The following is a 23,298-nucleotide window of genomic DNA, read 5'->3' as shown; positions in this document are numbered from 1 at the left end:
TCCGTGTCCGAGCCCCAGCACCACCCCGACGACCTCTGGCGCCGCGGCCCCGTCTGGACGGCGAGCGAACGCCCCCTGGCGCGGTACGTCGCCCGCCCGCTGCGGGAGTTCCTCCACGTCGAGTCGGCGGGCTCGGTGCTGCTGCTCGCGGCCACCGTGGTCGCGCTGCTGTGGGTGAACCTGCCGTTCGACGGCTGGGCGTCGGCGTACGACCACTTCTGGCACACGCCGATCGCACTCGAGATCGGTGACTGGCGCATCGAGGAGTCGCTGCAGCACTGGGTCAACGACGGGCTGATGACGATCTTCTTCTTCGTCGTGGGCCTGGAGATCAAGTACGAGCTGGTCCACGGCGACCTGCGCGACCCGCGCACCGCCGCATTGCCGATCGTCGCCGCGATCGGCGGCATGGCGGTCCCGGCGCTGATCTACGCCGCCGTCGTCGGTGGCGGCGACGGCGCGGCCGGTTGGGGCATCCCGATGGCCACCGACATCGCCTTCGCGGTCGGCGTGCTCGGGCTGCTCGGGCCGCGGATCCCCTCCGCGGCGCGGCTGTTCCTGCTCACCCTCGCGATCGTCGACGACATCGGCGCGATCCTGGTGATCGCGGTCTTCTACACCGACGACCTCTCGCTCGGCTGGCTGGGCGCCGCGCTCGCGCTGCTCGCGGTGATGGCGGCGCTCCGCGCCGCCCGGGTCTGGGCGATCCCGGTCTACGCCGCCCTCGGCCTCGCCGTCTGGTTCGCGCTGCTCCAGTCCGGCGTGCACGCCACGCTCGCCGGCGTCGCGGTCGGCCTGCTCACCCCGGCCGTCGCGCTGCTGCGGCCCTCGGTGGCCACGGAGTACGCCGTCGAGGGGCTGCGCGACAACGAGCTCGACGCCGAGGAGCTGCACCGGCTGCGCTTCCTCATCGGCGAGTCCGTGCCCGTCGTCGAACGACTGCAGACGAAGCTGCACCCGCTGTCGTCGTACGTCGTGCTGCCGGTGTTCGCCCTCGCCAACGCCGGTGTCGCGCTCGGTGACGGCGTCCTCGGCGACGCGCTGCGGGCGCCGGTCGCGCTCGGCATCGCCGCCGGCCTGGTGCTCGGCAAGCCGCTCGGCATCACTCTCGCCTGCTTCATCGCGATCCGCCTCGGCATCGGCCGGATGCCCGAGGGCACCTCGTGGCCGCAGGTCGTCGGCATCGGCACGGTCGCCGGCATCGGCTTCACCGTCTCGCTGTTCATCGCCGGGTTGTCCTTCCCCGGCTCCGAGCTGCTCACCGCGGAGGCCAAGGTCGGCATCCTGCTGGCGTCGGTGCTCGCCGCCGTGGTCGGCGTCGTCCTCCTGCTGCTGAGCGGGCGGCCGGCGGGTCAGAACGGGACGGCGGTCGCCAGCAGTCCCTCGCCGGAGCCCCTGCCGGACAGCACCCGGCAGAACTGAACGGCGTCGAGCTCGAGCTCCTCACCGGCGTCCCCGGACGACCACGCGCCGCCGGCGGGGCCGGTGAGCGTGAGCCGGTACGGCCGGCCGTGCCGCCCCGCCCACTCCGCCACCACGTCGGCGACGATGACCCCGTCGTGCCCGGGCGTGAGCGCCATCGTGGTGCCGGTGGCCTCGGCGAGGTCGCTGCGGTGCATCCAGGTGTCGCGGGTCAGGATCACGTCGACGAGGTAGCCCAGCGTCCAGCTCTCCTCGACGCCCTGCACCTCCTGCGGCATCCCCATGTCGCGGCGGCGGAGGAATCCGGGGACCATCCGACGGCCGCGGACCGCCCGCGGGCCGACCCCGCGCACGTCCTCGACGAGCCGGGCCGGGCTGTGATCGGCCCGCTCCCGGACCTGGACGTCGGTCAGCGCGTCGAGGAACGCGATCCCCTTCGCCGCCGCGTCCTTGCCGGCGATCCGGCGCTGCCGCGCGCCCTCGCGGATCCCGGCGGCCATCTCGGCCATGCCGACGACGTGGGCCGTCATCTGGCGCACGTCCCACAGCGTGCAGGCGGTGGGTCGTACCCATGCGTCCGCGTCGAGGGCGGCGACGGCGTCGGCGTACCTCTGGTACTCGTCGGCAGCGAGGGCCATGGCAGTGCTGCGGTCCAGTGCGGGCCGGCGCGGGGTCCGGCGGTCCTTCACGGTGGTGCTCATCTCTGGGTACCTGCCTTCCGGCGGGTCGTGCGGTTCTCGGGGAGCGGTGACAGTCCGACGGCGTCCGCGAACATGTCGATGGCCCGGTCGAGCAGCCGCGAGAAGCGGTCCCCACCCGGGTCGTTGGCGAGCTGCTGGTCGATCAGCCCGCCGATCAGGGAGATGTAGATGTCGATGTCGGCCCGGTCCGAGACGCCCAGGCCGGTCAGGAAGGTCACGCCCTGGTCGAGGACCCGGACGGCGGGCGCGTAGGACTCCGGGGTCGGCTCGAAGCCCGGGATGGTCCGCTGGTTCATCAGCTGGTGCCGGGCCAGGTCGGCCACCGCGTAGTCGAAGAAGACGCCGGCCATGTGCCGCAGGGCCGCCCGCGGGTCCGCCGGGAGGGCCTGGAGCTCGCGGGCCGCGTGCGCCTCGAACTGCGCCCACGCCTCGCCGTACATCGCGTCGTAGACGGCGTTCTTGGAGTCGAAGTGGGAGTACAGCGACGGCGGCTGCATCCCCACCGCCCGCGCGATGTCGCGCAGCGTGATGCTCGCGATCCCGACCTCCCGGGCCTGCGCCCAGGCGGCGTCGAGGATCTCCCGGCGAGTTGCCGCACGTCGTTCGGCGATCCTATTGCGAGTCGGATTGCCTACCATGATTAGGAGAATGCGCCTCGGCGGACCGGCTGTCAAGGGGTGCGATGTGAGGGAGGATGCGCGAATGGAAGGACGCGCGCTCGACCGGATGGCCCGCCGGGGCTGGGTATGGATGCTGCCGACATTCGGGCTCGGGTTCGGCAGCGCCGGGCAGGTGCTCTTCGGCGCCGACCGGCTGCCGTTCGCTCTGGCCGGGCTGGTCCTCGGGGCTGTGTGGCAGCTGCTCGTCCGCCGCGACCTGGTTGCTCGGCTGACCGTCCCGGCAGTGTTCGCGTGCATCGGCGTTGGCGTCGTGCTCCTCTCGCGTGAGGAACTGGTGACCGATGAGCCGGCCTACTCGATCGAAGGCTTGGTGCTCTACCTGGGCGGCGTGCTCGCCGGGCTCGTCCTCACCGAGCAGTACCTGCGCCGGCAGGACCGGCTCTCCGGCCGGCTCAGCCCCGAGGCAGCACCTGCGACGACCCCAGGAACCTCGTCACGCTGATCCGCAGCGCCACCCGGTTCGGGTTGGGGCGCGGGGTGCGGTAGCGGGCGGCGTACTGCGCGCAGGCGCGCTCGACCGATGCGGCGTCGCTCAGCACCTCGGCGGTGCCGATGATCGTCGACCACCGCGCACCGTCGACCTGGCTGACGGCGAGCCGGCCGTCGCGACGCAGGTTGGCGGCCTTCTGGGAGCCGCCGTCGGTGATCACCCAGGCGCACTCGAGCTCCCGGTCGAGCACGGCACCGACGGCCACGGCGTGCGGGGCGCCGTCGCGGTCGAGGGTGCTCAGCGTGCAGAGGTGGCGCTCGGTCCAGAACTCGACGAGCGGTTGCGGGAGCGCGGTCCAGACGACGGGGTGCAGCACGGGCAAGGCAGGTTCCTCCTTGGACTTCCACCCGGGTGCGATGATGCAGGCGACCTGTGACGATCCATCCAGACACTCGGGAGAACGCGATGGGCATCTTTCGCCAGAATGCGGGCGAGACTCGCGAAGACTACGTCCGTCGTCACTGGAATCGCTCAGGCGTCGTCGCCAACGGCGTCACGCTGGTCGATCTCTACGACCGGATCCGAGCGCTCGAGGCACGGGTCGCGGAGCTGGAGGGCCAGGTCAGCCACGATGGTTGAGCCGGACGCCTCCGCCGGCCTCGACCGCCTCTTCGGCGACGGAGCGGCGGTGGCCGCGGCGCGCGTGTTCGCGGAGGTCTTCGCGGCCGGCGCCAAGCCGGTGCAGTCGTTCAAGGAGGTCCGGGCCAAGGTCGCAGCCCTCGGTGGGCTGGCCCAGCGGCCCCGGTTCCTCACCACGACCGCGATGGCCGAGCCGGCGTACGCAGCGGGCCTCGAGATCGTGCTGTGGTGGGAGCACGCCTACCTGGCGGCGCGGATCCCGGTCGACAGCCAGGGCCTCCACGTCGTGCTGCTGCGCGAGGGCAGCCGCGTCCAGCAGAGCGCGGACCCGTACGCCGCCGCGCTGGCCGCGCTCCGCACGTCCGGCCGGGACTGATCCCGACCGGACGCGCGGGGCGGACGCGCGGCCGCAGGCTCAGTCCTCCGTCGAGGTGGCCTGGCCGGCGGAGATCAGGTCCATGATCGAGGCGTCGGCCAGGGTCTGGGTGTCGCCGACGGAGCGGCCCTCGGCGACGTCGCGCAGCAGGCGGCGCATGATCTTGCCCGAGCGGGTCTTGGGCAGCTCGGGGACGATCATGATCTGGCGCGGCTTGGCGATCGGGCCGATCTCCTTGCGGACGTGGTCGCTCAGCTCCTTGACGATGTCCGGTCCACCGTCGCCTGCCTCGTTGCGGAGGATGACGTAGGCGACGACGGCCTGGCCGGTGTCGGGGTCGGTCGCGCCGACGACGGCGGCCTCGGCGACCTTGGGGTGCGACACGAGGGCGGACTCGATCTCGGTGGTCGAGAGGCGGTGGCCGGAGACGTTCATGACGTCGTCGACCCGGCCGAGGACCCAGATGTCCCCGTCGTCGTCCTTCTTCGCGCCGTCACCGGCGAAGTAGTAGCCCTCCTTCTTGAAGCGCGACCAGTACGTGTCGACGTAGCGGTCGTCGTCGCCCCAGATGGTGCGCAGCATGGAGGGCCACGGCGAGGTGACGACGAGGTAGCCGCCCGAGCCGTTGGGCACCGGGTGACCCTCGTCGTCGACGACGTCGGCCTCGATGCCGGGGATCGCGGTCATCGCCGAGCCCGGCTTGCCGGCGGTCACGCCGGGCAGCGGGGAGATCATGATCGCGCCGGTCTCGGTCTGCCACCAGGTGTCGACGACCGGGGTGCGGTCGCCGCCGATGACGTGGCGGTACCAGACATAGGCCTCCGGGTTGATCGGCTCGCCGACCGAGCCGAGGATCCGCAGGGAGGACATGTCGTACTGGTCGGGGACCTCGTTGCCCTGCTTCATGAACGAGCGGATCGCCGTCGGCGCCGTGTAGAACAGCGTCACGCCGTAGTCCTGGATGATCTTCCACCAGCGGCCCGGGCCGGGGGCGTCGGGCGTGCCCTCGTAGAGCACCTGCGTGACGCCGTTGGCGAGCGGCCCGTAGACGATGTAGGAGTGGCCGGTCACCCAGCCGATGTCCGCGGTGCACCAGTAGACGTCGGTCTCGGGCTTGAGGTCGAACACCGCGTTGTGGGTGTACGCCGCGCCGGTCAGGTAGCCGCCCGTGGTGTGCAGGATCCCCTTGGGCTTGCCGGTCGTGCCGGAGGTGTACATGACGTAGAGCGGGTGCTCGGCGTCGAAGGCCTCCGGCGTGTGCTCGGCGGAGGCGCCGTCGACGGCGTCGTGCCACCACACGTCGACCGCGTCGTCCCAGGAGCCCTCACCCAGGTCCTGGCCGGTACGACGGACCACGAGCACCTTCTCGACCACGTCGGTCTTGGTGCGGGCCTCGTCGACGGCCGGCTTGAGCGCGGAGGCGGTGCCGCGGCGGTAGCCGCCGTCGGCGGTGACGACGACCTTGGCCTGGCAGTCGTCGAGGCGTGAGGCCAGCGCGTCGGCGGAGAAGCCGCCGAACACGACCGTGTGGGGGGCGCCGATCCGGGCGCAGGCCAGCATCGTGACGACGGCCTCGGGGATCATCGGCAGGTAGATCGCGACCCGGTCGCCCTTGCCGACGCCGAGGTCGGTCAGCGCGTTGGCCGCCTTCGAGACCTCGTCCTTGAGCTGCGCGTAGGTGATGTCGCGGGTGTCGCCCTCGGGCTCGCCGACCCAGTGGATGGCGACCTTGTCACCGCGGCCGGCCTCGACGTGACGGTCGACGCAGTTGTACGCCGCGTTCAGCTTCCCGCCGACGTACCACTTCGCGAAGGGCGGGTTGTCCCAGTCGAGGACCCGGTCCCACTTGGTGTCCCACGACAGCCGCTCGGCCTGCTCGGCCCAGAAGCCCTCGCGGTCGGCCGACGCTGCGGCGTACGCCTCGGCCGTGACGTTGGCGTTCGCGGCCAGCTCGGCCGGCGGCTCGAAACGCCGGTCTTCCTTCAGCAGGTTGGCCAGGGTCTGGTCAGTCGAGGAAGGGGCGTTCTGGTCGCTCACGGTTTGTCTCCTGATCGAATCGGGTGCCACGGGTCACATTAGGACCCATGAGAAGTGTGGTCACCAGGGGTTGCACGGGGGTTGCCATGTGAGACGGCCCGCCGCTTGTAACTACGTGTTACTGCTACTACCCGGGTGCTGTGGCACCGGTTTTCGAGCTGTAACACTTAGTTACAAGGGCGGGCCGCCCGTCGCGGTCGGTCAGTGCTGGACGGCCTGCTCGGCGCCCGCGCCGGTGAGGGCGCGCACCTCGAGCTCGGTGAACCGCTCCTCCGCGGCCGGCTCCTTCGAGGTGACGGTGCCGAGCCAGCCGAAGAAGAAGCCGAGCGGGATCGACAGCAGGCCCGGGTTCTCGAGCGGGAACCAGTGGAAGTCCACGCCCAGCGGGAACAGCGCCTTGCTGATCGTCTCGCCGTCGGGCGTGACCGCCGTCTTGCCGGAGACGACCGGCGAGAAGAACACCAGCGTGATGGCGGAGATGAGGCCGCCGTAGATGCTCCAGGTGGCGCCGCGGGTGTTGAAGCGCTTCCAGAACATGTTGTAGACGATCGACGGCAGGTTGGCCGAGGCCGCCACCGCGAACGCGAGCGCCACGAGGAACGCGATGTTCAGGTTGCGGGCCGGGATGGCCAGCAGGATCGCGACGATGCCGAGGCCGGCCGCGGCGTACCGCGTCACCTTGATCTCCTCCGCCTCGGTCGCCTGGCCCTTGCGGATGACCGAGTTGTAGATGTCGTGCGCCACCGAGGTGGACGACGTCAGGGTCAGGCCGGCGACCACCGCGAGGATGGTCGCGAAGGCGACCGCGGAGATCAGGGCGAGCAGGATCGCGCCGCCGGTCGAGCCGGCACCGCCGCCGACCGCCTCGGCGAGGAGCGGCGAGGCCAGGTTGCCCTCGCTGGAGGCGACGTCGCTGCCGACGCCGGTGTTGAGCAGGGCCGCGGCACCGAAGCCGAGGACCAGCGTGAACAGGTAGAAGACGCCGATCAGGCCGATCGCCCACAGCACCGACTTCCGCGCGTCACGCGAGGTCGGGACGGTGTAGAAGCGGACCAGGATGTGCGGCAGGCCGGCGGTGCCGAGGACCAGGGCCAGGCCCAGGCTCAGGAAGTCGAGCTTGTGGGTCATGTCGATGCCGTACTTCAGGCCAGGCTCCAAGAAGCCCTCCTTGCCCGAGTTGGCCTGGGCGGCGCCGAGCAGGTCGGAGAGGTTGAAGTCGAACTTCGCCAGCACCAGCACCACGATCAGCGCCGAGCCGATCATCAGCAGCACGGCCTTGACGATCTGCACCCAGGTGGTGCCCTTCATGCCGCCGACCGTGACGTAGACGATCATCAGCGCGCCGACACCGGCGATGACCGCGCTGATCGCGAGGGTGTTCTCCTTGTCGATGCCGAGGAGCAGCACGACCAGGCTGCCGGCGCCGACCATCTGCGCGAGCAGGTAGAAGATCGACACGACGACCGTGGAGGTCGCTGCCGCGGTACGGACGGGGCGCTGCTTCATCCGGTACGCCAGCTGGTCCGCCATCGTGTAGCGGCCCGAGTTGCGCAGCATCTCCGCCACCAGCAGCAGGGCCACCAGCCAGGCGACGAGGAAGCCGATCGAGTAGAGGAAGCCGTCGTACCCGGCGAGCGCGATGGCGCCGGAGATGCCGAGGAAGGACGCGGCCGACATGTAGTCGCCGCCGATCGCGAGGCCGTTCTGGAAGCCGGAGAACGATCGGCCGCCGGCGTAGAAGTCCGCGGCGCCGCTGGTCTGGCGGCTGGCCCGGATCGTGATGAAGAGGGTCAGTGCGACGACCGCGAGGAACAGGCCCGCGGTGAGTACCTGGTGGTCCATCAGTGCTCGCTCCTGCCGTGGGAGGCCTTGCCGGCCAGGGACACGAAGCGCTCGTCGAGCTCGCGGGCGAGCGGGTCGAGCTTCTTCGTCGAGTAGCTGCTGTAGAGCCAGGCCAGCAGGAAGGTCGTCGCGAACTGCAGCAGGCCGAGGACGAGGGCGACGTTGATGTTGCCGACGACCTTGGTGCTCATGAAGTCGGTGGCCCACATCGAGAGCACGACGTAGGTGAGGTACCAGACGAGGAAGGCCGCGGTCGCGGGGAACGCGAAGCCCCGGTAGCGGCGCTTCAGCTCCGCGAACTCCGGCGAGGCGTGGAGCTCGTCGTACACGGGATCATGGCGTGCTGCGGCGCCACGGGGGTCATGGGACGAGATGTCGGACGTCACGACGGGCCTCCTCGGGTGTGATGTGACGGGCGTCACGGGCTGTCTCCGACGCTAGGAGCGCAGGTGCGGGGCGCGGGAGGGGTGCGGTCCGGCTGCGCGCCCAGTGGGTCCGGCTTGTCGACCAGCGGTCGGTACGGCGCGACGAACGGTCGGCCTCGGGTGTTCATCTCGGCGACAACAGGGGGCCACCGGGACGCAGTTGGCTGGGGCGGTTGGGCCTCTTCTCGCCCGATCACCCGCCTCACCGAAAGAGCACTCACGATGACCGCTTCTCGCCGCACCATGCTCGCCGGCGGTGCCGCCGGCGTCGGCTTCGCCGTCACCGGCGCCATGCCCTCCCTCGCCCAGGCCACGCCCGGTCGTGGCGACGACGACCGGGGCCGTGGCCGCGGTCGCGGCGCCACGCCGTTCCCGCCGCTGAAGGACGACCCCGACGGCCTGCTCGCGCTACCTGCCGGCTTCTCGTACGCGATCGTCACCCGCGCCGGCGTCACCCGCCTCGATGAGGGTGGACTCACCCCCAACGCGCACGACGGCACCGCCGCCTTCTCGGCCGGCCGCGGCCGCTACCGCCTGATCCAGAACCACGAGCTGAAGGCCGGCTCGTCGCTCGGCGTACCGCACATCGACGGCACGGTGTACGACGAGGGCGCGGTCGACGCCGGCGGCTGCACCGTGATCCGCACCGACGACCGGGGCCGCAACCTCGGCGAGACCGTCGGCATCTCCGGTACGTCGACCAACTGCGCCGGCGGCCCGACGCCGTGGGGCACCTGGCTGACCTGCGAGGAGACCGAGGACCGCGCGGGCAAGGCCTGGAGCGGCAACGGCAAGAGCGGCACCTACGCCAAGGACCACGGCTACGTCTTCGAGGTCTTCCACGACGGCCGCACCAACCCCAAGCCGATCAAGGCGTTCGGGCGCTACGCCCACGAGGCGCTCGCTGTCGACCGGGCCCGCAAGCACGTGTTCCTCTCCGAGGACGCGTCGGGCCCGAACGGCCTCTTCTACCGCTGGACCGCCCCGCGCGGCGTCGAGCTCGGCCCGAACCTCGCCGACCGCCTCGCCGACGACGCCGGCGTGCTCGAGGCCATGCAGATCCTGATGCCCGACGGCTCGGTGCTCCCCGACGTCGCCTATCTCACCTCCGCGCAGCTCGGCCTGCCGTTCCCGGTCCGCTGGAAGGCTGTTCCGGACCGCGACGCGCGCACGGTCTCGACCCGCAAGCAGCTCGCCGACGGCGAGGTCACCCGCGGCAAGAAGTTCGAGGGCGTGTGGGGCACCGACCGCGGGGTGTACGTCGTCAACTCCTACGCCTTCTCCGACGGGGACCTGCCCGCGGACGCCGTACCGCACGACGGGATGGTGTGGTTCTACGACTACCAGGACGAGACCATCCAGCTGGTCAGCTACTTCCCGCACCAGAAGACCGCCGCCTCCGGCGCCGCGGCTCGCTACGACGACCTGACCTTCGACGGCCCCGACAACGTCACCGTCACCCCCTGGGGCTCGCTCGTCCTCGCCGAGGACGGCGCCGGTGCCTCCCACGTGCTGTCCGCGACGCCGTACGGACCGACGCAGGCGATCGCCCGCAACATGCTCAACGACTCCGAGTTCACCGGCCCGACGTTCTCCGACGACGGCAAGGTGCTGTTCGTGAACATGCAGACCCCCGGGCTGACGTTCGCGATCACCGGGCCCTGGGAGAAGTACCTCGGCTGAGCAGGCTGAGGCGGGTTCCGCTGGGCGAGAGCCCGGCGCATCGGCGACGTCACCGCGACTACGGTCGCGGTGAGCCGATCGCGCCGGGCGATCAGCCCTGCCCCGGGAGCCGCGTTGTCGATCCGCAGCCTGAACCACGCCGTCCTGTTCGTCTCGGACGTCGAGCGCAGCGTCGAGTTCTACTGCGACGTCCTCGGCTTCGAGAAGCTGCCGTTCGACTTCCCCGGCGGCGCCTTCCTCCGCGGCAAGAGCTCCGCCAACGACCACGACCTCGGCCTGTTCCAGGCCCGTTCCCCGCGCGCGGCCGACGGCTCGGTCGGCCTGTACCACCTCGCGTGGGAGGTCGAGACCCTCGCCGACATGGTCGCCGCCCGCGACCGCCTCGCCGCCGCCGGCGCCCTGACCGGCATGGCCGACCACGCCAGCACCAAGGCCCTCTACTGCCGCGACCCCGACGGCATCGAGTTCGAGGTCACCTGGCTGGTCCCCGACTCCCGCCTGCGCGAGGAGCTGGTCCCCGGCGTCGCCCCCACCCGCCCGCTCGACCTCGACGCCGAGATCGCGACGTACGGCGCGGACACGCCCGGTGGGCCGCGGGCCGACCTGGCGCTGATGGTCGAGCTGCTGAGCCGGTCGGAGTAGCGGCGGTCCTGCTCGTGGCCGGTCACGTCCGGGGTGGTCGCACGCCGACCTCCGCCGACTCGAAGTAACACGCCGTCCATGCGACTGGCCGCCACTTCTCAGCAGGAAACGGCCCGAGATCGCGGCCGTTCTGCTGACAAGCGTCGACCAGTGCGGTGGACAGCGTGTTACAGCGGGACGTGACGCGCGCCACCCGGACCGGGGTGGCACTCCCCTCTTCCGATCTGCTTAGGTAAGCCTTACCTGATCTCGGACGAGGAGTACTGCCGTGCCCCGGCTCCCGCTGCACCACGTGTTCCACCCTGACCACGCCGACCACTACGCCGCCACTCTCGGCGAGGGGCTCGACCACCTGCTGCGCCAGCTCAAGGGGGTGGCCGGGCCCGCCACGGGCCTGCGCCCCGAGACGGCACGGCAGCGGGTCGCCGACGTCGACCTCGAACGGCCGCTCGACGACGCGGGCCAGGTGCTCGCGGAGGTCTCGCGGCTGTGGCTCGACGACGCGGTCTGGTTCCACGAGCCGTCGTACGCCGCGCACCTCAACTGCCCGGTCGTCGTACCGGCGCTGCTGGCCGAGCTGTTCGTCGCCTCGGTCAACAGCTCGCTCGACACCTTCGACCAGAGCGTCGGCGCGACGTTCATCGAGCGCCGGCTCATCGAGTGGACAGCCGGGCGGATCGGGTTCGGCGACGAGGCCGACGGAGTGTTCACCAGCGGCGGCAGCCAGTCCAACCTGCAGGGCCTGCTGCTCGCCCGGGGACGCCACGAGCGGGTGCCGGCGGAGCGGCTGCGGATCCTGGCGTCGGCGGAGAGCCACTTCTCGGTGCAGAAGTCCGCGCGGCTCCTCGGGCTCGGCGACGAGTCCGTGGTCAGCGTGCCGACCGACGAGCGGCACCGGATGGACCCGGCCGCGCTGGAGCGTTCCCTCGCCGCCTGTGCCGACCTTGGGCTGCGGCCGATGGCGATCGTCGCGACCGCGGGTACGACGGACTTCGGCGCGATCGACCCGCTCGAGCAGGTCGCCGACCTGGCGGTCGCGTACGACGCATGGTTCCACGTCGACGCGGCGTACGGCGGCGGCCTCCTCGTCTCGCCCACCCGCCGCGACCGGCTCCGCGGGATCGAGCGCGCCGACTCGGTGACGATCGACTTCCACAAGACCTTCTTCCAGCCGGTGTCGTCGAGCGCGATCGTGGTCCGCGACCGTGCGACGCTGCGCCCGGCGACCTGGCACGCCGACTACCTCAACCCGCGCGAGGCCACGAACCCGAACCAGGTCGACAAGAGCCTGCAGACCACCCGCCGCTTCGACGCGCTCAAGCTGTGGGTGACGCTGCGGACGATGGGGCCCGACCTCGTCGGTCGGTACGTCGACGCGGTGATCGACCTCGCCATCCGGGTCCACGAGGCCCAGCGCGAGCAGGCCGAGCTCGCGTTCGCCGCCGTACCCGAGCTGAGCACCCTCGTCTTCCGCTACGTCCCGCCCGGGCCACCGCTGGAGGAGAAGCAGAGCGCCGCTCTCAACAACGCGATCCGCGAGGCGCTGTACGCCTCGGGGCGCGCGATGGTCGCGGCCACCAAGGTCGACGGGGTGCAGCACCTCAAGCTCACCCTGCTCAACCCGATGGCGACGGTCGAGGACATCACGGGGGTCCTCGACCTCGTCCGGGAGACGGGCGCCCGCCTCGCACCGGCACACCAGCAGCCGGCGCTGGAGGTCGCCCGGTGATCACCCACGACTTCGTCGGCATCGGCCTGGGCCCGTTCAACCTCGGCCTGGCCTGCCTCACCGACCCGCTGCGCGCGAGCGCCGACCTCGACGGCGTGTTCTTGGAGGCCCGCGACCGCTTCGACTGGCACCCCGGGATGCTCCTCGACGAGGCGACCCTCCAGGTCCCGTTCCTGGCCGACCTGGTCACCATGGCCGACCCGACCTCGCGGTGGTCCTTCCTCAGCTACCTCAAGCAGGCCGGCAACCTCTACCCGTTCTACATCCGCGAGAGCTTCTACCCCCTCCGCAAGGAGTACGACGACTACTGCCGCTGGGCCGCCGAGAGCCTGCCGTCCGTGCGGTTCGGGCAGCAGGTCACGGCGGTGGAGCACGACGGGACGGCGTACCTCATCAGAACTGCGGGTGGAGAGCAGCACCGGACCCGTCGCCTGGTCCTCGGCATCGGCACCTCGCCGCGGGTCCCCGAGCCGCTGCGCCCGCTCGTCGCGTCTCGTGACGGTCGCTGCGCGACCTCCTCGACGTCCGGCGGAACGGTCACGCACTCCGCCGACTACCTCGCCCGCAAGTCCGACCTGCAGCAGCAGGACCGGATCACGATCGTCGGCAGCGGCCAGAGCGCGGCGGAGATCTACCAGGACCTGCTCGCCGAGGCCCCCGACCACGGCTACGAGCTGGTCTGGCTCACGCGCAGCCCGCGGTTCTTCCCGATGGAGTACACCAAGCTGACGCTGGAGATGACCTCGCCGGAGTACGGCGAGTACCACCGCGCGCTGCCCATCGACACCCGCGACCGGCTCGCCCGCGAGCAGCGCCACCTGTTCAAGGGGATCAGCGGTGACCTGGTCGACGCGATCTTCGACCTGCACTACCAGCAGCGGGTCACCGGCGTCGGACCGAGCACGACGCTGCTGACCAACACCGAGGTGCGTGGCGCCCGCCCCGCGCCCGGCGGAGGCAGCGAGCTGGACCTGCTCCACACCGAGACCGGCGAGGCCTTCTCGCTGCGGACCGGGGGACTGGTGCTCGCCACCGGCTATGCCCCCACGCAGCCGGCCTTCCTCGACGGGATCCGCGACCGGATCCGGTACGACGCCCGCGGCCGCTACGACGTCGCCGCCGACTACTCCGTCGACCTCGCCGGCGGCGAGGTCTTCGTACAGAACGCCGAGGAGCACACCCACTCCCTCCTCGCACCCGACCTCGGCATGGGCCCGTACCGCAACTCGGTCATCGTCGCCGCCATGCTCGGCCGCGAGGTCTACCCGATCGAGAAGCGGATCGCCGTCCAGACCTTCGGCGTCCCCGACCACCTGCGGAGCGTGTCGTGATCACCATCGAGCCCCTCGACGTCGAGCGCGACCTCGACCTCCTGCACGCGTGGGTCACGCACCCGCGCTCGGCGTACTGGATGATGCTGGACGCGAGCCGCGACGACGTCCGCGAGGAGTACGCCGGCATCGCCGCCGACCCGCACCACGACGCCTGGCTGGGCCGGGTCGACGGACGCCCGACGTTCCTCGCGGAGACCTACGACCCCGCCCACTCCCCGCTGGCCGGCCTCCCCGAGGTGCGCGACGGCGACCTCGGCATGCACGTCCTCGTCGCGCCGCCGGCCGGGCCGGCGGTGCCGGGGCTCACGACAGCGGTCTTCGACGCGGTGATGGAGCACTGCTTCGCCGACCCCGCGGTACGACGCGTCGTCGTGGAGCCGGACGCGCGCAACGAGCCGATCCGCGCCAAGAACCTGGCCGCCGGCTTCGTCGAGCTGCGCGAGGTCCCGCTCCCGGGCAAGACTGCGATGCTCTCGGTCTGTTCGCGCGATGACTGGAACGCCCCCGATCTGGTCCGCACCCCCTACGAATTGGCTGGGAAATGGACCGAATCGCGACCAGAACGTATGGGGCGCGCCGACACCGACCACGCCGACCACCTCACGCCCGAGCTGATGGACAGCGCGCAGCGGCACCTGGTGGCCAAGGCGCTGGGGGAGTTCGCGCACGAGCGGCTGCTGGCGCCGATCCCGGTCCCGGGCGAGGAGCGGTGGCGGGTCGACGCCGGCCCCTCGTCGTACACCTTCGCGGCGCGGCGGCACCTGCTCGACCACTGGGTCGTCGACCCCGTGTCGATCGAGCGCGTCCGTGACGGCGTCCCCGCGAACCCCGACGCGCAGCAGCTGGTCGCCGAGCTCGCGCCCACGCTGGGGATCCCGGACGCGCTGCTGCCGACGTACCTCGAGGAGATCGCCGCCACCCTCGCCGCCGGTGCCTGGAAGCTGCGGCACCGCGCGGTACCCGTCGCCGCGCTCGTGGACGCGGGCTACCAGGAGATCGAGTCCGCGATGACCGAGGGACACCCCGCTTTCGTCGCCAACAACGGGCGGATCGGGTTCAGCCTCGACGACTACCGCGCCTACGCGCCCGAGACCGGGCAGCCGGTCCGGCTGCACTGGCTCGCCGCCCGCCGGACGCTGACCCACCTCTCGCTGGCCGCCGACGGCTCCGAGCCGGAGCTGTACGACGGCGAGCTGGGACCCGAGGTCCGCGACCGCTTCGCTGCCCGGCTGCGCGCGCTCGGCCTGGCCGAGGAGGACTACCTCTACCTGCCGGTCCATCCGTGGCAGTGGCAGCACAAGCTGGCGGTCACCTTCGCGCCGGACGTCGCCCGCCGCGACCTGGTGCACCTCGGCGAGGGAGACGACGACCACCGCCCGCAGCAGTCGATCCGGACGTTCTTCAACGCCAGCCGGCCCGAGCGGCACTACGTCAAGACCGCACTCGCGATCCAGAACATGGGCTTCGTGCGCGGACTCTCGCCTGCCTACATGGCCGCGACGCCGGCGATCAACGACTGGGTCGCCTCGGTCGTGGGGGCCGACGACGAGCTGCGGGCGTGCGGGTTCGAGGTGCTCCGCGAGCTGGCGGCGATCGGCTACACGGGAGACGCCTTCCACCGCACGGCCGGCCCGTCGCCGTACCGCAAGATGATCGCCGCCCTGTGGCGGGAGAGCCCCGTCCCACGCACGCCCGACGGCGAGCAGCTGACCACGATGGCCGCGCTGCTGCACCGCGACGCCGACGGCGACGCACTGGTCACCGCGTGGATCAAGGCGTCGCCGGTCGACGCGGCGACCTGGGTGCGGGCCTACCTGCGGGCCTACCTCCGCCCCCTCGTGCACTGCCTGCACGCCTACGACCTGGCGTTCATGCCGCACGGAGAGAACCTGCTGCTGCGGCTGCGCGACCACGTCCCGGTCGGCGCGTTCATGAAGGACATCGGCGAGGAGGTCGCCGTGATGGCCCCTCCTGATGGGCTGAGGGTGGCGCTGCCGGTCGAGGTCGAGCGGATCCGCGGCGACTTCCCCGACGACGTGAAGGCGCTGGCGATACACACCGACGTCTTCGACGGCGTGCTCCGCTTCGTCGCCGCGATCCTCGACGAGGACGGGATGCTGCCGGCCGAGGAGTTCTGGGCGATCGCGCGGGTCACCATCGAGGAGCACGCCGCCGACCACCCCGAGCTGACCGAGGCCGCGGCGCGCTACGACCTGCTCCGCCCGGAGTTCCGGCACAGCTGCCTCAACCGGCTGCAGCTGCGCAACACCCTGCAGATGGTGGACCTGACCGACCAGGCCGAGTCGCTGATCTTCGCCGGCACCCTGGCCAACCCGGTCGCCCGGCCGTGACGATCGTCCGCGACGCGCACGGAATCCCCAGCGTCTTCGGGGGTTCCGTGCTCGAGGTGGCCCGCGAGCAGGGTCGCGCCACCGCGCAGGACCGGGCCTGGCAGCTCGAGGTCGAACGCCGCCGCGCGGAGGGGACCTGCGCCGAGGTCTTCGGCGACAGCGCGCTGGAGTGGGACGTCCTGGCTCGCCGGGCACTCCTCGTCGACCTCGCCCGCCGGGCGTACGCCGCGCTCGCCCCCGAGAGCCGCGCCTTCGTCGACGCGTACGTCGAGGGCCTCAACGAGGTCCTCTCCGGTGGTCGAGGAAGTTGCGCAGCAACTGTCTCGAGACCCTGGCAGCCGTGGACCCCGCTCGCGGTGTTCGCCGTGCAGCACCTGCTGTTCTCCGGCTTCCCCAGCCGGCTCTGGCGCCGCCACCTCGCCGCCACCGCCGGCGAGGAGTGGCTCCCGCTGTTCCGCGCCGAGGGTCTCCCCGGCGGCAGCAACGCGCTCGTCGTCGACGGCTCGCTGACCGCCAGCGGTCTGCCGATCCTCGCCGGCGACCCGCACCGGGTGATCGAGGCGCCCGGCTGCTACGCCCAGGTCCGGCTGGTCTGCACCGACCCCGACGACCCCTTCGACGTCGTGGGCCTCACCTTCGCCGGCCTACCGGGTGTGCAGCACTTCGGGCACACGGGCGCGGTCGCCTGGGGCATCACCAACGCCGTCGCCGACGACGAGGACGTGTACGCCGAGGACCTGGTCCGCCACCGGGACGCGGTCATCGCCCGAGCCGGGTCGGGCTGGGGGCCGGTCGGGCGGCGGATCGAGCAGGTGCGGGTCCTGGTCGGCGAGGACAGGTACGACGTGCACGAGGTCGAGGTGCTCGTCACCGACCGCGGGCCCGTCATCCTCGGCGGGCCGGGGGAGCCGGAGACGTTCAGCCTCCGCACCCCGTCGTACGTCCTCGGCGATCTCGGTCTCGACGCGATCCTCCCGCTCCTGCGCGCCCGCACCACCGCCGACGTCACCGCCGCCTTCGCCGGCTGGGTCGGCCCCGTCGACAACCTCGTCGTCGGCGACCGGCACGGCGCGACCGAGCACCGCGTCGTCGGCCGGATCCCCGAGCGCGGCGCGGAGCGCCGCTGGACCGGCGGCTGGGTCGCCGACCTGCCGCGCCGGACCGGGCCGGTGCTGGTCACCGCCAACGATCGCGCCACCCCGGAGTACGACCGGGTCGGCGCCGACTTCGCCCCGCCCCACCGCGCCCGCCGCATCCGCGACCTCCTCGACGAGCTCGGCGGCGCCGGCCCGCTCACGCCGGTCGACGTCGCCGCCGTCCTCGCCGACGACCGGCAGACCGCGGGCGCAGCCCTGCTCGACACCGTCTCCTCCCTCCTCGACCTGACCGGACCGGCCGCCGCGCTCCGCGACCGGCTGCTCGCCTGGGACCGCCGGATGGCCGCCGGCAGCGTCGACGCCGCGCTCTTCGCCCGGGTCCGCGCCACCGTCGTCGAGGGCCTGTCCGAGGCCCCCGCGCTCGCCGGCGTCGACGGTTCGCCGTACGGCGAGCTGTTTGCTCCCTGGTTCGACCTGCGCGGGCGGATCCGGCTGTGCCTGCCCGCGATCCTCGCCGCCGACAAGCCGTTCGGTGTCGACGTGCTGCAGGTCGTCGCCACGAGCCTCGAGCACGTCGCCACGCAGCCGGAGCCTGCGCCGTGGGGGAGCGAGCACGTCGTCGTACCCCTCACCCCGCACCAGCAGCTCGGCCTGCCCGCACCCGATGGCACCGCGCCGCCGTACCTCCCCCTCTCCGGCGACGACGACTGCGTCCTCGCCACTCGTGCGCTCGGCGGCACCGGCGCCTGCGTGCACGGACCGGTCGCCCGCTGGGTCTGGGACCTCGCCGGCGACAACCGATGGGTCGTGCCCCTCGGCGCCTCCGGAGATCCGGCCTCGCCGCACCACCACGACCAGCAGGCGGCCTGGGCCGCCGGCGGCACCCTCCCCGTGACCCACCCCCTGGAGCAGCCATGACCGTCCACGTCCGTCCCGTCGACCCCGCCGCCGACGCGGTCCTGCTCCACACCTGGGTGACCCAGCCCCGCGCGGTGTTCTGGGGCATGAGCGACCACTCGGTCGAGGACGTCGAGCTCGTCTACCGCTACATCCAGGACCAGGCCCACCTGGCGGCGTACCTCCTCCTGGCCGACGACCACCCCCTCGGACTGCTCCAGACCTACGACCCGGCCGTCGACGAGATCGGCGAGTGGTACGACCGCGCCCCCGGCGACGTCGGCGTCCACTACCTCCTCGCCGACGACCCGCGCCGCGCCGGCCACACCCCCGAGCTGATCGCCGCTGCCATGGACTTCGTCGCGCACCTGCCCGGCTGCCGCCGGATCGTGTTCGAGCCGGACGCCCGCAACGCCGCGTCGGTCGCGCTCCTCGACCGGCTCGGCTGCACCCGGGGCCCGCTCGTCGACCTGCGCACGAGCATCTCCGAGAAGCCAGCCCAGTTCTACTTCCTGGACCGGGAGCAGGCGCTGGCCACCGCCCGTGGCTTCGCCTCGTCAGGCCAGTAGCGCCGTCAGGTCGAGCTCGACGCTCCCGAGGTCGGCGACCTCGACCGACCCGGTCGGGTCGTCGTCGGTGAGCGACAGGCCGATGTCCCAGTGCTCGCCCGCATTGACTAGGACCGTGAGGGTGTGAGCCGCTCGGTCGACGATCCAGTAGTGCGCGATGCCGGATCGGCGGTAGTCGTCGGTCTTGCGGAAGAGATCCTCGTCGCGGGTCCATCGCGAGAGGATCTCCACGACCAGCACGGGGACCGCGGGCGACCACCACTCGTCGTCCCGCTCGACCTGCAGAGCGACGTCCGGGACGCGGAGCGACCCGGTGGGAAGCTCGAGCCCTCGCTCGTAGGTCAAGAAGGCGTCGGGGAAGGCCTGGCGCAGCACGACGACGAGGTTGACGCCCACGTGGTTGTGCTCGCCGCGCGCCGGCGGGCTCACTAGGGCCACGCCGTCGACGTACTCCGCCTTGACCTTCTCCGGCAGCTGGTCGAACTCGGCCCGGGACATGGGGATCCGCTCGAAGCGCTCCGCGTAGGCGATGTCCACCGCTGAATCCTGACGAATCGACACATCGGTCTCCTCCAGTGTGCACGCAACTCCCGAGATGGAGAAGCGACCCCGACGGTGTGCGAGGGGTCCGACACAAACCCGGCGCGCCGTCCACAGCTGTGATTGCGTGAGCCGCGTGAGCCCGTGAGGCGGAGTTGACGGGACGAAACCTTCGGGCGCATCGGGCCGAAACCGCCGCCGCCCAGGCTTCAGGGGTACGAACCGGACCCGACCCTGCCAGGAGCCCGCGATGACCCTCACCGCACCCGCCACCAGCCCGAGCCTCCGTCGGCGACGCGGCCGCTGGATCGACGACTGGCGTCCGGAGGACCCGGAGTTCTGGGAGAGCACGGGGGCGCCGATCGCCAAGCGCAACCTGCTCTGGTCGATCTTCGCCGAGCACCTCGGCTTCTCGGTGTGGCTGATCTGGAGCGTGAGCTCGGCGTTCCTGCTCGCGCAGGGGTTCACCTTCACCCCGCAGCAGCTGTTCTTCCTGGTCGCGATCCCGAACCTGGTCGGTGCGCTGATCCGGGTGCCCTACACCCTCGCGGTGGGCAGGTTCGGCGGCCGCAACTGGACGATGATCAGCGCCGGGCTCCTGCTCGTCCCGACGCTGAGCTTCGCCTACTTCGTCACCCAGCCCGGCACTCCGTACGCCGTGTTCTGCGTGATCGCCGCGACGGCCGGCTTCGGTGGTGGCAACTTCGCCAGCTCGATGGCGAACATCAACTTCTTCTACCCCGCCCGCCTCAAGGGCGCGGCGCTGGGCCTCAACGCCGCGGGCGGCAACCTGGGTGTCGCGATCATCCAGCTCTTCTTGCCGGTCCTCGTCGGCGGCGCCGGCATCTTCGGCCTGGTCAAGGCCGCCGAGGGCGGGATCCACCTCGAGCGTGCCGCCTGGGTGTACGCCGCACTGGCCGTCGTCGCGGTGCTCGCCGCCTTCTTCTTCATGGACAACCTGTCCAACGCCCGCACCGACACCAAGCAGCAGCTGAGCGTCCTGCGGCACAAGCACACGTGGGTGCTGTCGTTCCTCTACATCGGTACCTTCGGCTCGTTCATCGGCTACTCCGCCGCGATGCCGCTGCTGATCAAGCTCAACTTCTGGCACCAGGCGAGCCCGCAGGTGCCGGGGATCGGCATCAACTTCGCCTACTACGCCTTCCTCGGCGCCCTCGTCGGCTCGGTCACCCGTCCGCTCGGCGGTCACCTGGCCGACCGGTTCGGCGGCGCCCGGGTCACGCTGGTCGCGTTCACCGGGCTCGTGCTCGGCACCCTCGGCATCCTCGGCACGCTCTCGATGCTCACCCCGATCCCGGCTGCGGCCGGCGCGGCGCAGACCGCGGCGGTCGACGCCAACGCCGACGTGTTCCCGCTGTTCCTGGGCGTCTTCCTGGTGATCTTCGCCTGCACCGGAATCGGCAACGGGTCGACGTACAAGATGATCCCGGCGATCCACCGCACCGACGCCGTCCTCGCCACGGCCGCGGACACGCCCGAGCGGGAGCTCGCGCTGCTCGACGGCACCAAGAAGTCCTCGGCCGCGGTCGGCATCATCGGCGCCGTCGGCGCGATCGGCGGCTTCCTCATCCCGATCACGTTCAACAGCCCGTGGGTCAGCGAGCCGCTCGCCGCGACGAGGAGCGCGTTCACCGTGTTCACCGCGTTCTACGTCGGGTGCCTCGCGGTCACCTGGGCCGTCTACTGCCGACGTGGCCGCACCTACGCCGACGCGGGCATCTGATGGTGGAATGGGGCGATGCGCACCCTCGCACTCGTCCTGACGCTCCTCCTGCTCCCCACGTCCGCGGCCACCGCGACCGCTGACCGCGCCACTGGGCCGCTGCCCTCAGCGGCCCAGTGGCAGGCCGACGTCCGGGCCGTCTACGCGAAGAAGCGCCCGGGCGCCTACCTCACGGAGCGGGCGGCGAGCGGCCAGAAGCGCCTGGCCGTCGTACTCGACATCGACAACACGTCGCTGGCCACCCACTACGCCTGGCCGCAGGCCATCAAGCGGACCCTCAAGCTCACCAGGAAGGCCGAGAGCCGCGGCATGGCGGTCGTCTTCGTCACCGGCCGCTTCGAGGACAGCCTCGCGAACGTCACGAAGGCCCTCGACGCCGCCGGCTACCACCACGACGGGATCTGCGGGCGCCGGCACGGGGAGGCGCTCGCCGACGGCAAGCAGCGCTGCCGGGCCCAGTACGCCGACCAGGGCTGGACCTTCGTGCTCAACGTCGGCAACCGCTCGACCGACTTCGTCGGCGGCGACTACGAGCGCAGGCTCAAGCTGCCCAGCTACGGCGGCGCCCTCAGCTGACCCTGCGCTCGGTTCAACTACCGGATTCGTCGTCAGATCGGCCCGATCACGACAAATCCGGTAGTTGAACCGTCGCCCGCTCAGATGACGCCGAGCGCCAGCATCGCGTCGGCCACCTGGATGAACCCCGCGATGTTGGCGCCGGCGACGTAGTTGCCCGGAGCGCCGTAGGTGTCAGCGGTCTCGAGGCAGCGGGCGTGGATGCCGACCATGATCTCCTCGAGGCGCGCCTCGGTGTGCGCGAAGGACCAGGAGTCGCGCGAGGCGTTCTGCTGCATCTCCAGGGCGCTGGTCGCCACACCGCCGGCGTTGGCGGCCTTGCCGGGAGCGAACGCGACACCGGCCTCGGCGAACACCTTCACGGCCTCGGGGGTGCAGGGCATGTTGGCGCCCTCGGCGACCACCGTGCAGCCGCCCCGGACCAGCGTGAGCGCGTGGCCGCCGTCCAGCTCGTTCTGGGTGGCGCACGGCAGCGCGATGTCACACGGCACGTCCCACACCGCGCCGCCCGACGTCGTGGCGACGAAGCGGGCCGACTCCCGGGCCTCGGCGTACGACGACAGCCGCTCGCGGCGCACCTCCTTGACCTCCTTCAGCAGGTCGAGGTCGAGCCCCTTCTCGTCGACGACGTACCCGCTCGAGTCGGAGCACGCGACCACGGTCGCGCCGAGCGCGGCGGCCTTCTCGGCGGCGTAGATCGCGACGTTGCCGGAGCCGGAGACGATGACCGTCTTGCCCTCGAAGGAGCTCCCGCGGGCCTTGAGGATCTCGCCTGCGAAGAAGACCGTGCCGTAGCCGGTGGCCTCGGTACGGACCAGCGAGCCGCCCCAGCCGATGCCCTTGCCGGTCAGCACGCCCGACTCGTAGCGGTTGGTGATCCGCTTGTACTGCCCGAACAGGTAGCCGATCTCGCGGCCGCCGACACCGATGTCACCGGCGGGGACGTCGGTGTACTCGCCGATGTGGCGGTACAGCTCGGTCATGAACGACTGGCAGAAGCGCATGATCTCGGCGTCGCTGCGGCCCTTCGGGTCGAAGTCCGAGCCGCCCTTGCCGCCGCCGATCGGCATGCCGGTGAGGGCGTTCTTGAAGATCTGCTCGAAGCCGAGGAACTTGACGATGCCGAGGTAGACCGACGGGTGGAAGCGCAGGCCGCCCTTGTAGGGCCCGAGCGCGGAGTTGAACTCGACCCGGAACCCGCGGTTGAGCTGGACCTGGCCGGCGTCGTCGACCCACGGCACCCGGAAGATGATCTGCCGCTCCGGCTCGCAGACGCGACGGATGATCGCGGCGTCGGTGTACTCGGGGTGACGGGCGACGACCGGACCCAGGCTGTCCAGCAGCTCGCGCGTCGCCTGGTGGAACTCGGCCTCGCCGGGGTTCCGGGCCAGGATCTCGTCGAAGACCGGCTGCAGGGTCGGGTTCAGGTCGTTCACAGGGGTCACTCCTCCAGACGTTCACAGGAGAGGCCCCCACAAGTGGTGGAGCCTCTCCGACAAGCTCCCACGGTCTCATCACCCCCCCGGTACGGCGGACGCGGGCCCGGTCCGTGAGACCGTGAGGACTCGTTGACCCCGGCGTGCC

Annotated in this window: 21 protein-coding genes; 13 read left to right on the top strand and 8 right to left on the bottom strand. The window is 71.5% G+C overall.

The window, feature by feature from the left end; genetic code table 11:
• The first annotated feature begins 3 nt into the window (after positions 1–3).
• The gene (nhaA, locus tag FBY23_RS00415) at positions 4–1,422 is read left to right on the top strand and encodes a Na+/H+ antiporter NhaA (protein ID WP_222117678.1); all 1,419 of its coding nucleotides are present in this window, start codon (positions 4–6) and stop codon (positions 1,420–1,422) included.
• Here the strand turns inward: nhaA and FBY23_RS00410 are convergent.
• Both FBY23_RS00410 and FBY23_RS00405 read right to left on the bottom strand, forming a co-directional pair.
• The gene (locus tag FBY23_RS00410; RefSeq protein ID WP_222117677.1) at positions 1,353–2,123 is read right to left on the bottom strand and encodes a maleylpyruvate isomerase family mycothiol-dependent enzyme; all 771 of its coding nucleotides are present in this window, start codon (positions 2,121–2,123) and stop codon (positions 1,353–1,355) included. The two genes, nhaA and FBY23_RS00410, sit on opposite strands and share 70 nt — an antisense overlap.
• Complete coding sequence (locus FBY23_RS00405) at positions 2,120–2,761, bottom strand: TetR/AcrR family transcriptional regulator (RefSeq protein WP_160158121.1); 642 nt, start codon at positions 2,759–2,761, stop codon at positions 2,120–2,122. The genes FBY23_RS00410 and FBY23_RS00405 overlap by 4 nt, the downstream gene beginning before the upstream one ends.
• Positions 2,762–2,825: 64 nt before the next feature.
• On the opposite strand from FBY23_RS00405, the gene FBY23_RS25825 reads away from it, so the two are divergent.
• Positions 2,826–3,245, top strand: a complete 420-nt coding sequence (locus FBY23_RS25825; RefSeq protein WP_160158120.1) for a hypothetical protein — start codon at positions 2,826–2,828, stop codon at positions 3,243–3,245.
• Here FBY23_RS25825 and FBY23_RS00395 read toward each other — a convergent pair.
• A complete protein-coding gene (locus FBY23_RS00395) occupies positions 3,196–3,609 on the bottom strand; it encodes a pyridoxamine 5'-phosphate oxidase family protein (RefSeq protein ID WP_174245247.1) in 414 nt (137 codons plus the stop codon). The genes FBY23_RS25825 and FBY23_RS00395 overlap by 50 nt on opposite strands.
• Positions 3,610–3,698: 89 nt before the next feature.
• Here FBY23_RS00395 and FBY23_RS25820 point away from each other — a divergent pair, with 89 nt between their 5' ends.
• Together FBY23_RS25820 and FBY23_RS00390 are read left to right on the top strand one after the other, a co-directional pair.
• Positions 3,699–3,872, top strand: coding sequence for a hypothetical protein (locus FBY23_RS25820; protein ID WP_160158119.1), 174 nt, complete (start codon positions 3,699–3,701; stop codon positions 3,870–3,872).
• Positions 3,865–4,248 carry a hypothetical protein gene (locus tag FBY23_RS00390; RefSeq protein WP_141796341.1) on the top strand — a complete coding sequence of 128 codons (384 nt, stop codon included), beginning with the start codon at positions 3,865–3,867 and terminating at the stop codon, positions 4,246–4,248. Before FBY23_RS25820 ends, FBY23_RS00390 begins: the two co-directional genes overlap by 8 nt.
• Positions 4,249–4,287: 39 nt before the next feature.
• Here the strand turns inward: FBY23_RS00390 and acs are convergent, their stop codons facing one another.
• From acs to FBY23_RS00375, 3 genes are all read right to left on the bottom strand, one after another.
• Positions 4,288–6,285: an acetate--CoA ligase gene (acs, locus tag FBY23_RS00385; RefSeq protein WP_141796340.1), complete on the bottom strand. Its 1,998-nt coding sequence runs from the start codon at positions 6,283–6,285 to the stop codon at positions 4,288–4,290.
• Positions 6,286–6,486: 201 nt separating this feature from the next.
• Complete coding sequence (locus tag FBY23_RS00380) at positions 6,487–8,127, bottom strand: cation acetate symporter (protein WP_141796339.1); 1,641 nt, start codon at positions 8,125–8,127, stop codon at positions 6,487–6,489.
• Positions 8,127–8,513, bottom strand: coding sequence for a DUF485 domain-containing protein (locus FBY23_RS00375; RefSeq protein WP_141796338.1), 387 nt, complete (start codon positions 8,511–8,513; stop codon positions 8,127–8,129). The genes FBY23_RS00380 and FBY23_RS00375 overlap by 1 nt, the downstream gene beginning before the upstream one ends.
• 261 nt (positions 8,514–8,774) lie before the next feature.
• On the opposite strand from FBY23_RS00375, the gene FBY23_RS00370 reads away from it, so the two are divergent.
• The 7 genes from FBY23_RS00370 (at position 8,775) to FBY23_RS00340 (ending at position 18,854) form a co-directional block, all read left to right on the top strand.
• Positions 8,775–10,235: an alkaline phosphatase PhoX gene (locus FBY23_RS00370; protein ID WP_141796337.1), complete on the top strand. Its 1,461-nt coding sequence runs from the start codon at positions 8,775–8,777 to the stop codon at positions 10,233–10,235.
• 69 nt (positions 10,236–10,304) lie between these two features.
• A complete protein-coding gene (locus FBY23_RS00365) occupies positions 10,305–10,877 on the top strand; it encodes a VOC family protein (protein ID WP_260805657.1) in 573 nt (190 codons plus the stop codon).
• A gap of 268 nt (positions 10,878–11,145) precedes the next feature.
• Positions 11,146–12,606, top strand: a complete 1,461-nt coding sequence (locus tag FBY23_RS00360; protein WP_313901084.1) for an aspartate aminotransferase family protein — start codon at positions 11,146–11,148, stop codon at positions 12,604–12,606.
• Positions 12,603–13,937, top strand: a complete 1,335-nt coding sequence (locus FBY23_RS00355) for a lysine N(6)-hydroxylase/L-ornithine N(5)-oxygenase family protein (RefSeq protein WP_141796336.1) — start codon at positions 12,603–12,605, stop codon at positions 13,935–13,937. Before FBY23_RS00360 ends, FBY23_RS00355 begins: the two co-directional genes overlap by 4 nt.
• On the top strand, positions 13,934–16,291 hold the full coding sequence (locus tag FBY23_RS00350) for a GNAT family N-acetyltransferase (RefSeq protein ID WP_222117676.1): 2,358 nt from the start codon (positions 13,934–13,936) through the stop codon (positions 16,289–16,291). The genes FBY23_RS00355 and FBY23_RS00350 overlap by 4 nt, the downstream gene beginning before the upstream one ends.
• Complete coding sequence (locus FBY23_RS00345) at positions 16,288–18,306, top strand: penicillin acylase family protein (RefSeq protein ID WP_141796335.1); 2,019 nt, start codon at positions 16,288–16,290, stop codon at positions 18,304–18,306. Before FBY23_RS00350 ends, FBY23_RS00345 begins: the two co-directional genes overlap by 4 nt.
• On the top strand, positions 18,303–18,854 hold the full coding sequence (locus tag FBY23_RS00340; protein ID WP_160158118.1) for a GNAT family N-acetyltransferase: 552 nt from the start codon (positions 18,303–18,305) through the stop codon (positions 18,852–18,854). The genes FBY23_RS00345 and FBY23_RS00340 overlap by 4 nt, the downstream gene beginning before the upstream one ends.
• Here FBY23_RS00340 and FBY23_RS00335 read toward each other — a convergent pair.
• Positions 18,843–19,391, bottom strand: coding sequence for a Uma2 family endonuclease (locus tag FBY23_RS00335; protein WP_141796333.1), 549 nt, complete (start codon positions 19,389–19,391; stop codon positions 18,843–18,845). The genes FBY23_RS00340 and FBY23_RS00335 overlap by 12 nt on opposite strands.
• A 253-nt stretch (positions 19,392–19,644) precedes the next feature.
• Here FBY23_RS00335 and FBY23_RS00330 point away from each other — a divergent pair, with 253 nt between their 5' ends.
• Positions 19,645–21,138 carry an MFS transporter gene (locus FBY23_RS00330; RefSeq protein WP_141796332.1) on the top strand — a complete coding sequence of 498 codons (1,494 nt, stop codon included), beginning with the start codon at positions 19,645–19,647 and terminating at the stop codon, positions 21,136–21,138.
• Positions 21,139–21,153: 15 nt separating this feature from the next.
• A complete protein-coding gene (locus FBY23_RS00325) occupies positions 21,154–21,714 on the top strand; it encodes an HAD family acid phosphatase (RefSeq protein ID WP_141796331.1) in 561 nt (186 codons plus the stop codon).
• Between the two features lie 80 nt (positions 21,715–21,794).
• On the opposite strand, the gene gdhA is transcribed toward FBY23_RS00325, so the two are convergent.
• Positions 21,795–23,141 (bottom strand): NADP-specific glutamate dehydrogenase, encoded by a 1,347-nt coding sequence (gene gdhA, locus FBY23_RS00320; RefSeq protein WP_222117939.1) that lies wholly within the window; start codon positions 23,139–23,141, stop codon positions 21,795–21,797.
• Between the last annotated feature and the right edge of the window lie 157 nt (positions 23,142–23,298).

This window comes from Nocardioides sp. SLBN-35 (genome assembly GCF_006715725.1).
Lineage (GTDB): Bacteria > Actinomycetota > Actinomycetes > Propionibacteriales > Nocardioidaceae > Nocardioides.
The sequence above is the reverse complement of the archived record's forward strand: the minus strand, read 5'-3'. Positions and strand labels throughout refer to the sequence as shown.

Excerpts from the sequence above, each read along its gene's own strand:
- FBY23_RS00410 (WP_222117677.1), bottom strand. The coding sequence starts at position 2,123 with ATGAGCACCACCGTGAAGGACCGCCGGACCCCGCGCCGGCCCGCACTG.
- FBY23_RS25825 (WP_160158120.1), top strand. The coding sequence starts at position 2,826 with ATGGAAGGACGCGCGCTCGACCGGATGGCCCGCCGGGGCTGGGTATGG.
- FBY23_RS00340 (WP_160158118.1), top strand. The coding sequence starts at position 18,303 with ATGACCGTCCACGTCCGTCCCGTCGACCCCGCCGCCGACGCGGTCCTG.
- FBY23_RS00380 (WP_141796339.1), bottom strand. The coding sequence starts at position 8,127 with ATGGACCACCAGGTACTCACCGCGGGCCTGTTCCTCGCGGTCGTCGCA.
- FBY23_RS00325 (WP_141796331.1), top strand. The coding sequence starts at position 21,154 with ATGCGCACCCTCGCACTCGTCCTGACGCTCCTCCTGCTCCCCACGTCC.
- FBY23_RS00390 (WP_141796341.1), top strand. The coding sequence starts at position 3,865 with ATGGTTGAGCCGGACGCCTCCGCCGGCCTCGACCGCCTCTTCGGCGAC.
- FBY23_RS00370 (WP_141796337.1), top strand. The coding sequence starts at position 8,775 with ATGACCGCTTCTCGCCGCACCATGCTCGCCGGCGGTGCCGCCGGCGTC.
- FBY23_RS00330 (WP_141796332.1), top strand. The coding sequence starts at position 19,645 with ATGACCCTCACCGCACCCGCCACCAGCCCGAGCCTCCGTCGGCGACGC.
- FBY23_RS25820 (WP_160158119.1), top strand. The coding sequence starts at position 3,699 with ATGGGCATCTTTCGCCAGAATGCGGGCGAGACTCGCGAAGACTACGTC.
- FBY23_RS00405 (WP_160158121.1), bottom strand. The coding sequence starts at position 2,761 with ATGGTAGGCAATCCGACTCGCAATAGGATCGCCGAACGACGTGCGGCA.